Below are 9,715 nucleotides of genomic sequence, written 5' to 3'. Positions count from 1 at the left end.
ACTTTCAAGAGCTGGCTAAAGAAAAAGGCATTACCACAAGCATGTCCCGAAAAGGAAACTGCTTTGATAATGCCGTAATCGAATCCTTCCACTCCTCGCTAAAGTCGGAAGAATTCAACACTCAAAATAGAGTGCACCTTACAAACTCTATTGTACTAGAAAAAGTGCAATCTTACATGTATTATTACAACTATATACGACCGTTTACAAAACTAAACTGCCACAGTCCTGTTGAATTCAGGACTATGGCAGCATAGGTGTTTTTTCTTGTCCCGTTTTACTGGGTCAGTTCATATAGTCAATCAAGGTTTTTCATTTCTGTACTTCTTGCTTAACTAAGTCTAATAAAAAATCACCAAAGTCATTAGCAATTATTTCATATGTTTGACTCTCTAAGTTAACTCTAGGCACAAAAGATACTACTTTTGGTTCTCCATTATCATCAATCTGATTATAGTCTAAACAAAATATTTCATCACTCCCAGTATCGTATATAACTAGCAGATTATCAGGAAGATTAATTTCCCTGCGTTCTGTTAAAGTGTACCATATAGCGTCCGGAACTGATGAATTTTCAAAATCAGCATTAATAATTCCGTAAATTTCTTGTGCTCCGAAATTACCTGCTCCAAATGTCTTTAAATACTCAAAATATAAACCCGTAAACTTTAACCCTATTTTTTCTTCTGCCAAACTAATTAATTCATCCGTATGGCCACCCACAAAGTCAGCAATCTCTTCTTCATTCAAAATAATTTCCTTTGCTTTTTGATAATCTTCTACGCTCATTTTCATCCCACTCTAACAAATTTTGCAGTAGTATATTGTTCTTTTGCAAGTGATACAGTTGGAGTATTCTCACCTCTACTCACCATAATGATTTTCTGAAGTCAATTACTACGTTTATATGATACTACATCATAACTAGTAGTTCATTCAGCACTAGGTATAGTCCCAGAAAATAAAAACCTTGAAGGACCTATGCCAATCAAGGTCTACTTTTTTTCTCTATACAAATGCTTTGCTATTCAATATCATCATATGCATCACCTAAGGAGACAAAATCACTTCTTAGCCAATACCAATATTGCCCTTTATTTTTTATAAGTCGTTCAAGCAAATCAGTAAACGAAGTAGCTATTATCTGGGACTCACCTACAAGCCCATGGCGATCAAAAAAACTATCGCAACATCTACCTAGTCTATCTTCATTGAGGTCAACGGTTAAGTATTCATCCGTTCCATCATTACAAATAATATACCAATTAGACGAAATATCTTCTTCACATAATTCTCCTACAATTATTGGATTTGCCAATACAAACTTATCAGGAGACACAATATAAATTGGATATTCCTCATTTTCAAATAGGACTAATCCCCCACAAAGACTATAAAACTCTTTTAAATCATTAGGTAAAATATGCTTTTCTTCATCAATATTGGGTAATCCAGAAGGCTCAAAGATGCGGCAATGTGGTATAGTATTTATTTCTGTAAGCAACTGCTTTATCTTTTCCATTAGCTTTACTCCCGATAATTATATTTATTAAAGGAATTATAATATTTTTGTCTGGCTGATTTAGGAACATTTGTAGCATCAAACATTCTTTCTGTCAGTTCTTGTATCTCCCTTGGTGAGACTGATTGCCAATCAATTTTGCCCCCGACTTTCTTACCTGTTTTTTCATATAACCATTCTTTATATACAGTTTTTGTGTTTGTAACATTCTTAATTACTTCTGAATTCCTATTAACACTTCTACCAATTATTTCTCCATCACCTTTGAATTAAAGGTAAGGTAGGTCTACTATTAGGATCAGAAAGCCACTTTTGGATTTTTCCAATATTTTCAGGGTCTCTAAGAACTATATCAGCAACTTTTTCAGCTGTCATTCTATCCTTAAAAGTAGAAGAACCAGTAATTTTAGGATTATTATTCAAGTTCTTTGGTAAATAAGGTAGCTTACGAGTTAGAACGTCTGCGATATATTGATAGCCCAACTATCATGTTTTTCCGTTATGGCATAGCTGTTTCGTTCTGCATTGGAAAGTGGGTAATCAACAAACTTCTCAATCAGATACAACACTAAATCTCTTCCCATAACCGCCCGTATTCTAATCCAAGGTGTTGTCAGTACTTTATAGTTCGTAAGAAACATATCATTTATCATTGAGCTTACTCATATCATCTGTATACTAAATGAACTATTCGTCACTGGGTAGCCCCTAACAAAAAGAAACCTTAGCGATTCTCTCTAAGGCTTTCCGGAAAATATTATTAGTCAGTTCTTATTTCTAAAAATTCACAACCAGTAATATTGTTTTCTTCAACTAATTGCTTAAAAGTTTCTGATACGAATAATGGAATTTCATCTCCTTGTAATTTAAATAAATTTTTATTATTTATTTTGGCTTCTGAAACTGCATATTTTCTAACAGAATAAATTTTTTCACCATCTAAATCCATGACACTGTAATCAGAGTTTTCTAGGTTTAATGCGTCTACTATACCCAATACATTAACAACAAAATATTCATCATTATCGATTTTAGATTTACTTTCTAAATCAACAACATTCACAGGTAAAAATTGAATGTCATCTTCGATATTTTTGATTAACTTTTTAAACTTTTTTGATACTATGAACCATCCTAAATTATTTGCTAAATAGTCTGTAAATCTATTTCCTTCAAAAGAATTAAAGTAAAAAGTGATATTATTGTTCCAATTCTCTAAAAAGTTGCCTTCCTTTAACTCATACTGTTCAAATCCATGTGTATCTTTACAATGAACCACTACATCATTATCGTTGCTATCATCTAAAATCAGTTTGAAATATTTCATTTTGACCTCCAATACTCTTTATAAAGCATATCTGGATTATCTCTTACTTCTCGCTTTAATCCTTCAAACAATTTAAGGAATTTCTCTCTATCTCCTTTGGCTAATCTATCATAGGTACTAAGTTTATCTAAAACATAATCATGATATGCATATGGATGTCTTCCTTGATGCGGGAGTAATTCCTTATTCCATGCTTCATCAAGGTCTAATCCATACTTTTTGGTTATGTTTTCCATTTGAGGAGTGTATTTCTTGCTTTTATTTGTTGCATAATGATGATTTTGTAAAGGTTTAATGGTACCCTTTCCATCATTCCCAAACTTCTTCAAACCCGGCCCTGCCACATCACCCATTGTATCCAAGAACTTAGCTGGCTTTACAAAGGTGAATAGGGAGGCCATTGCCTTATCTCCCACTCCAGCATTCGGATCAATAATCGTTGCAATGTCTTCTGTAAAGAATTTGAATGTTGCAGTCGATGGTCCTGCTAAACCATCAGGGGTTCCTGTTCCCATTCCTCCTAATACTTTTCGCTTATCTTCAAAAGTAAGTTCTGGGTTCTCAAATTGGGAAACGTTCCAATCTTTGTTAGGCTTGACTTCTCCACTTTCTATTTCTTTTAGATAGTTCTGGATAGCAGCTACTTCTTCATCCGACATTTGTACCGTAGCAATATCTTCTGCCTGTAATTTGTCCATTTTATTCTGTACTTGACTACTCTTATCTTGTCGGTTGAATAAGCTTAGATAACCCAGTTGCCATTTCACCTTAGACGTTTGATACATTAGCGTTTGGCTCCACCATGTGTTTGCTTGTTGTATAGTTCGACTCAGTCGAAGATTCATATATTGTTGGATATGCTGACTTTTTTGCTTATCTATAAGAGAGTTATTCATATACTGTTGTAATCCCAACGCATGCTCCCGAGTCCTATTATAACGAGAAACTATCGTATTTTCCTCCATTTTGTTATGAAGCGGAGAAAGTATTCTTTGCATAGCTGAGGTTTCCATTGATGCTTTCACATAAGACCGTATTCCAGGCAATTGTGTTTCGAAGTTGGTTTTTAGCTGAGTTCTTCCATTGTTGTTTATCACTTTACCCATCAAGCTATTGATTTCCTGGATGGCACTCTCGATTTGGCTTTGATCACTTTTAAAACCATTCGAATAAGCTTCCATTCGTTGAGATAGCTGTTTCATTACCTGCAAACTCGCTTCACTATCATCTAATACATTTGCAGCTGTTGGCGCTCGAGCAGACGACAAATCAGATATACTACTTATTATCTGACTTACATCTGTCTCTATTTGTTGTATTCGTTTAGAGGATTGATGTATATCGGTTTCTTTTTCATCGAGGTATATTTGATGAATAATTGCATGATGACTGGAATCGACCTCTTCATGGAAATCCTGGAGATGACGGCTTATGTTAATCTCTATCTGCTCGAAAAGTCCCCTAAAGGCTTGCAACAGATTCTTATGTAAAACTTGAAAATACTCCTTGGTTGCGTCTGCAGCTTCTCCTTGGAACTGGTCCATATGTATAAGCTCATCAACCTGTTTTTCCACTAGATCAATAGATTCTGTTACGGTAGCCGTTTGTCTTTGTACTTGTTCATAGAATTGTTTAACTTCCTTTATACTTATTCTTAAATTCGACATAGCTTCCCCTCTTCCAAAAGGAAATATCATCCAATAGGTATCTTATCATGTCTTCATTAAATGGTTAATAAGTATAAATATTCATTTTATGGTTATAAATTACCTTTTGAGTTTTTTGGTATAATAGACTCGGTAAAATTTTCCTTTATAAAATAAGAGGGAAATAGTCTGCTCTTTCATTTATTATAAACTTCAGTTGAGGGGTTCCTGATATGGATCGTGGTAGTTAGTCACTTTAATGTTATTTGGGGTAGTGATCTAATAAAAGTAATCCGTTAATGGATATGTCGATTAACATTATGAATGATTACTTTCTTTCTGTTTATTATTATCTGTATAGTCAGGAATAAGTAATCCACCTCCGAAAAATAATATTATCCCTATGATTAGTAATAATAGTGCGTATTCTGTGGAACGTAGAAATAAAGCTCTGACCATAATAATAACCGCACCAATAATAGTTATAATGATCCCTATCCTTTTTTTAGAAAGCATAATTACTCCTCCTATAAGAATTATAATTGTTCTTCACTTTACACCGCCTTAATTAAAGAACAACTTGATTTAATATTAACACCAAATTCCATTTTTTACCACAAAAAATGAACTCCTCCATTTGAAAGCCCGCCATTTACTTGTTACACTGATCTGCCCAGTTCAGATAAGCCACCTGTTATTTTCATAACATTTTTCTGAATGGTTATTTCGTCTTCAGGTAAAGTACCTTCTTGTGTCCAGTTTTCTATCAATTGATTAAAGAAAATAGGGTTTAATAAACTTTTTCTACGTACTTAACCATCCCCATAAAAATATGATATATTGTCCTGTTTGGCATTAATCCCATTCCAAAATTGCTCCCCTTAACGGAAGAATGAATATGTATTTTTTATTCTTTTTTAATTTTTTTGAGTCAATTCTAACCCTTAGAGTTAACTATAAGGCAAGCATTTTTTATCGGGTAAAATTTGATCTTGAATAAACAGATGTTATTGCTGGAGTCTGATCCCTTTCTAGAATGTATATGTAGCGGTTAATGACTTATTTTCTACATTATGATATAATTTTTGTAAGAAAAGCATATAATAATAACCCGTAGCGGTCACTACGGGTTATGGATAAACGGTTCCCCAGAGGGATCGGCTATCGAAGGTGATAGACCTCTCCTACTACTTTAGACGGTTAATAGGGAGGTCTATTTTTTATTGATCAAAGAGATGATCAATGTGAGTAATGCAATCAAGAAGGTACCGAAACTAAACAGCACGATAAACCTTTCATACATACCCATGGCATCACCCCCTTTCACTGAGGGGATTAGCCGACCTTGCCCTAAAAGAACGTTATCCATTTTTTAGTATAACACAACAAACCAGAACGTACATTCCTAACCCAAACGGAAATAAAGCTTTCCTACTCAGCACTAATAGTAGAACTACTATGACACATGGAAAACTATAGTGGTTTCGAAATTGTATTAGTGATGTAAACGTTGATGAAAGATGTGAAAGCCAACTTAAAAACGACAGGCGAATACCTTGTTAAGCACTGGCAGCCCGATTGCGGAATTAAATCCGTCCTTCAAAACTCGTATTCTTTTCTCTTGTAGCGTTCATTACTTTGAAAATAACAGTGCCAAAAGTAAACTTAACAGGGTATAATGAAAGTACCACAGCAATAATCGCACTGAGTGTCTTTATCCCCCCAGTTAAGTGAAACATCTCGTTTATCAGGTAATTAGCTAATTGGATAAGACCGAATACAATACTCACCGACACAATAAATGCAAACAATATGAGAATTACTTGTAATAAGGACATCTGTTTTATTTTTCCTAATTTTTTAATGCTGCCATCGTAAATTGCAAAAGAAATGTACGCCACATTGGAGTTAATAATAAGTACCAACTGGAATAGCCAAATGCTATCCACGAAGCACCCATTCCCAAAAGTAGAATCCAACCAATTATGTTAAAGGTTTTTCTATTCACATAACCACTCCTATAAAAAATGATGTCCTGATTGGTACTAATTTCTAGTATATTTTTTATTCTTTTTTAGTTGTATTAGAGTCAACTGCTGTTCCAACTGTTATTCCGAAAACCAGACCTATACCAGCTCCGATTGCTAGGTTATCAAATATGATTAACCCCAGCACTGCTCCTAATGGTAATCCTATACTAATCCCAACCGATAGATATGTATTACCTGTTGTTTTTTTGTTTTTGCTCATCATTACATTTCTCCTCGCATAAATTTTTAGCTCTTATTCTTCAACATCTCTTCCATAATGGGGATTGTTTCACATACCTTATCATTGATACCCATAAGTATCACCTTCATCTAATTTTAAGATATGATTATTTATAGATACTTTCTCATTATTTTTCCATTCCGCTTGGACTTGTTCTACATTGTGTTGTAAATAAATTCGCTTTTTAAACCAAAATGGACCATTTAATTCTCCCCTTACACCAAATGAACCTGCTGCCCCTGCGTCAAACCGATAAAAATCAATGGTGTAATTGCCATCAGTAGAACTTACCGTCTTTATGTGTTCATTCGCCCCAACTGATGAAAAGAAAAGTGTAAATGATGCCACCAAAAATAGTCCAACAGTTGTCAATGATGACAAAATTACTGTTAACCAACTTCTTGTTTTTGTCCACCAGTTTCTTTTATCTTTAAAGCCGACAATTCCTAAAATTAAGGCTATCAAACTAATTATTAGTAATATATAATTTGGTGGTGCAATTAACCAAGTGTTCTTCATATTAGAATACAATGAATACGTTGCTAATCCTAAGCAAACAAGTATTAAATAAAAAGCCCATAAATTATATTGTTTCCTCATAATTCTCCCCCTTGTTAATCTTGCTTTTCATTCTCTACAATCATACTTTATTAACACTGGAAGTGATTTTTGGTTGTAGAAACACACCCGTTGTTTAAGTAAGCAAAAACCTTACCATATTATTCTTTCAAATTTTAAAAGTAACTCTTCTTTCGTTCAGTTATCCATTAATTCAACAACAAAATCTACTTTTTACTATTTTCCTTCAATTGTTCATGTATTTTTTTAAGTTCCTCGGTCTGCTCAAGGATATTATTATTAACTTTTCTTATTGCATCATATATTCCAAAAATACCAGCAAAAATTAAAATTAAAAACAGGGTTTCCATTTCATTTCCTTCTTTCTATTATCGAAATTTTTCCAACGCAACCTATACTAACAATAAGATTATTTTCTTACTAGTCTCTCGAGATAATCATAATCTTTTGCATTTCTTTTTCTTCCTCTTCCAAAACAGGTGTACTAAAGCTATAACCCATAAATCTAAAAGAAGGCTTACCCTTTTAAATGTTATATCATTAAAGTTAGTGATGTAATTATTTCTTACCTTTTAGTTCTAAAAGTATAGGTGCTATATTTAGTATGATAGAGACAATTGTCAAAAACCATAATGCCCTTTCCATACCAGGTACTACATCCGATAATGCTGCCCAATCTTCCACTTCTACCCACCGGGATACAAGACTGTATTCTGCACAAAGTGTTAACGCTGTAAATGATAATCCCATCGCCATTGCCAGCTTATAATCCTTTCCTGCTTTATACATATAAAGATTTATAAGAGTTGCTACTATAGCAATAACCCCTAATATGACCCACATAACTATACCTCCAAATATTTTTGTTTATGTCCTGTAATAATACTAATGTGCTTCATCTCAATTTTTTGCATTATTTTTTATTAGACATTAGTACGTCTATTCTTCTCTTATTCTTTTAATTAGTGCAACCTTTTTATTTTCTATAATTACTACTGAACCTCTATCACGCATAATTGCATCCCCTCTATGTCTTATATTCCATCATTTTAGCATAATATTCCAATGTTTCATTTTTAATTTAAAGACGATCGTTTGATAATCGCCTTGTTAAACTCTTGCACCGTTTGTTGAAATATCATATTTTTGGTTAACTGCTTATTATTTCTTCCACCCAATTAATTCCTTCATTTACGAACGTTTCTGTTGGATTTGTATGTGGTGTGTGCTCAAAAACAAAATACACACCTGAACTTGTCGAAAGTTTATATATTAATTCTTTTACATTAAAGTGTAAATTGTCTTTTTCGTGTGACGGGTGAACAGGAACCCAAATATATTTATTATTACGAAATTCTACGTTGTGTAAATGGACTACCTTTATATGATTCTTCCATTTTTCAATATAATCCATTACCTTATCTCCAGTCGCTAATAAATAATCCCCTATGTCAATACAAAGTTTTATTCCATACTTGTCCCAAATTTCAATTGGAAAATTATCAAGGGATCTAATCCCAAATGCTGACCGGTTAAGTCCTAGCTTTGGCTCGCAAACAATTGTTATAGAATATTTTTCTTGTAGTAAATGTAATCTTTTTATTCCATTTTCAATTATCTTATTAGTATCTATATCTTTTTCTTCTTTAAAATAAGGAAAGTGCACTAAAATATACGTAGCCCCTAACTGAGACATATATTTAACTTCTGATTCAAACTGTTCCCAAGCCTGTTCAGGTTCGTATTGTATCTTTTCTAACAAATCATATTTACTTTGATTTCTGTACAAAGGTGAGTGCAGACCAAATGTTACATTCCTTTCCTTTAATAGTTCTAAAAAATTTTCAAAGGACTCTACGCTTGGAAATTCACCAATCTCAATATGATTAATCTTTTTCTTCCTAAATAATAAAGGGAACTTTTCAGGATCTGTCATAATTACACTTCCAGAAAGTCCAATACAATGATGCATATTATAGTTTATCCCCTTCCAAAAAGATTCTAAGCAAAACATAATCTTTAAAAAACATTATTCAAAGCACTATACAATCGTCTTGTTTAACCATTACACCAGATAGCTTAAGTACACCATTTAATGAATTACTATACTTGATTAAATGGTTGTGCTAGATGAGTACTGCCTCTTCTACATATCAAATATCTTTACAAGCCCATGCATCAATTTCTACTTTAAGCGAAGGTGTTGCTAGTGTTACTACATAAATCATTGTAGTGCAAGGAAGATGTTCTCTAAGAAAATCTCCAATTATTTTTCTTCGTTGTTCCGCTTCAAAATCTCCAACTAAGTAGAATACTATTTTTGTCAAATCTTTAATCTCCATTTCAGCAGCAACAAGATTCTTCTTGAGT

15 protein-coding genes and 2 pseudogenes are annotated in these 9,715 nt (G+C 33.2%); 1 reads left to right on the top strand and 16 read right to left on the bottom strand.

The features are described 5' to 3' along the window. On the top strand, positions 1-257 hold a 257-nt coding region (locus tag D569_RS24190; protein ID WP_156823001.1), incomplete at its 5' end, for an integrase core domain-containing protein. Positions 258-312: 55 nt separating this feature from the next. Here D569_RS24190 and D569_RS0121240 read toward each other — a convergent pair. From D569_RS0121240 to D569_RS23265, 16 genes and pseudogenes are all read right to left on the bottom strand, one after another. Beyond that, positions 313-789 carry an SMI1/KNR4 family protein gene (locus D569_RS0121240; protein ID WP_018934459.1) on the bottom strand — a complete coding sequence of 159 codons (477 nt, stop codon included), beginning with the start codon at positions 787-789 and terminating at the stop codon, positions 313-315. Positions 790-1,024: 235 nt separating this feature from the next. Beyond that, a complete protein-coding gene (locus D569_RS0121235; protein WP_018934458.1) occupies positions 1,025-1,522 on the bottom strand; it encodes an SMI1/KNR4 family protein in 498 nt (165 codons plus the stop codon). Between the two features lie 5 nt (positions 1,523-1,527). After that, positions 1,528-1,719: pseudogene (locus D569_RS24960) on the bottom strand (sugar-binding protein); the annotation flags it as partial. A 255-nt stretch (positions 1,720-1,974) separates the two neighbouring features. Continuing rightward, the gene (locus D569_RS24755) at positions 1,975-2,175 is read right to left on the bottom strand and encodes a hypothetical protein (protein WP_211216087.1); all 201 of its coding nucleotides are present in this window, start codon (positions 2,173-2,175) and stop codon (positions 1,975-1,977) included. Between the two features lie 107 nt (positions 2,176-2,282). Next, on the bottom strand, positions 2,283-2,849 hold the full coding sequence (locus D569_RS0121225) for an imm11 family protein (protein ID WP_018934455.1): 567 nt from the start codon (positions 2,847-2,849) through the stop codon (positions 2,283-2,285). Then, positions 2,846-4,516 carry a T7SS effector LXG polymorphic toxin gene (locus D569_RS24180; RefSeq protein WP_018934454.1) on the bottom strand — a complete coding sequence of 557 codons (1,671 nt, stop codon included), beginning with the start codon at positions 4,514-4,516 and terminating at the stop codon, positions 2,846-2,848. Before D569_RS24180 ends, D569_RS0121225 begins: the two co-directional genes overlap by 4 nt. Positions 4,517-4,813: 297 nt before the next feature. After that, positions 4,814-5,011 (bottom strand): hypothetical protein, encoded by a 198-nt coding sequence (locus D569_RS0121215; protein WP_018934453.1) that lies wholly within the window; start codon positions 5,009-5,011, stop codon positions 4,814-4,816. 697 nt (positions 5,012-5,708) lie between these two features. Then, positions 5,709-5,804, bottom strand: a complete 96-nt coding sequence (locus D569_RS24175) for a putative holin-like toxin (protein ID WP_018934452.1) — start codon at positions 5,802-5,804, stop codon at positions 5,709-5,711. Between the two features lie 277 nt (positions 5,805-6,081). Next, positions 6,082-6,333 carry a hypothetical protein gene (locus D569_RS24950; RefSeq protein ID WP_018934451.1) on the bottom strand — a complete coding sequence of 84 codons (252 nt, stop codon included), beginning with the start codon at positions 6,331-6,333 and terminating at the stop codon, positions 6,082-6,084. Between the two features lie 14 nt (positions 6,334-6,347). Next, complete coding sequence (locus D569_RS24945) at positions 6,348-6,503, bottom strand: hypothetical protein (RefSeq protein WP_018934450.1); 156 nt, start codon at positions 6,501-6,503, stop codon at positions 6,348-6,350. A gap of 56 nt (positions 6,504-6,559) precedes the next feature. Continuing rightward, positions 6,560-6,748, bottom strand: coding sequence for a glycine zipper domain-containing protein (locus D569_RS0121200; RefSeq protein WP_156823022.1), 189 nt, complete (start codon positions 6,746-6,748; stop codon positions 6,560-6,562). A 78-nt stretch (positions 6,749-6,826) separates the two neighbouring features. Beyond that, entirely contained in the window at positions 6,827-7,366 is a 540-nt protein-coding gene (locus tag D569_RS0121195) for a DUF5412 family protein (protein ID WP_018934448.1), read from the bottom strand. A gap of 185 nt (positions 7,367-7,551) precedes the next feature. Then, positions 7,552-7,695, bottom strand: coding sequence for a hypothetical protein (locus D569_RS24675; RefSeq protein WP_018934447.1), 144 nt, complete (start codon positions 7,693-7,695; stop codon positions 7,552-7,554). 208 nt (positions 7,696-7,903) lie between these two features. Continuing rightward, positions 7,904-8,188 carry a hypothetical protein gene (locus tag D569_RS0121185; RefSeq protein ID WP_018934446.1) on the bottom strand — a complete coding sequence of 95 codons (285 nt, stop codon included), beginning with the start codon at positions 8,186-8,188 and terminating at the stop codon, positions 7,904-7,906. Positions 8,189-8,495: 307 nt separating this feature from the next. Further along, a complete protein-coding gene (locus tag D569_RS0121180) occupies positions 8,496-9,281 on the bottom strand; it encodes a TIM barrel protein (RefSeq protein WP_211216086.1) in 786 nt (261 codons plus the stop codon). Positions 9,282-9,498: 217 nt separating this feature from the next. Then, positions 9,499-9,714 (bottom strand): annotated as a pseudogene (locus D569_RS23265) (RidA family protein); the annotation flags it as partial. Position 9,715 lies beyond the last annotated feature (1 nt).

The organism is Gracilibacillus lacisalsi DSM 19029, from assembly GCF_000377765.1.
Taxonomy (GTDB): Bacteria; Bacillota; Bacilli; order Bacillales; family Amphibacillaceae; genus Gracilibacillus; species Gracilibacillus lacisalsi.
This window is presented reverse-complemented; position numbering and strand designations above follow the sequence as displayed.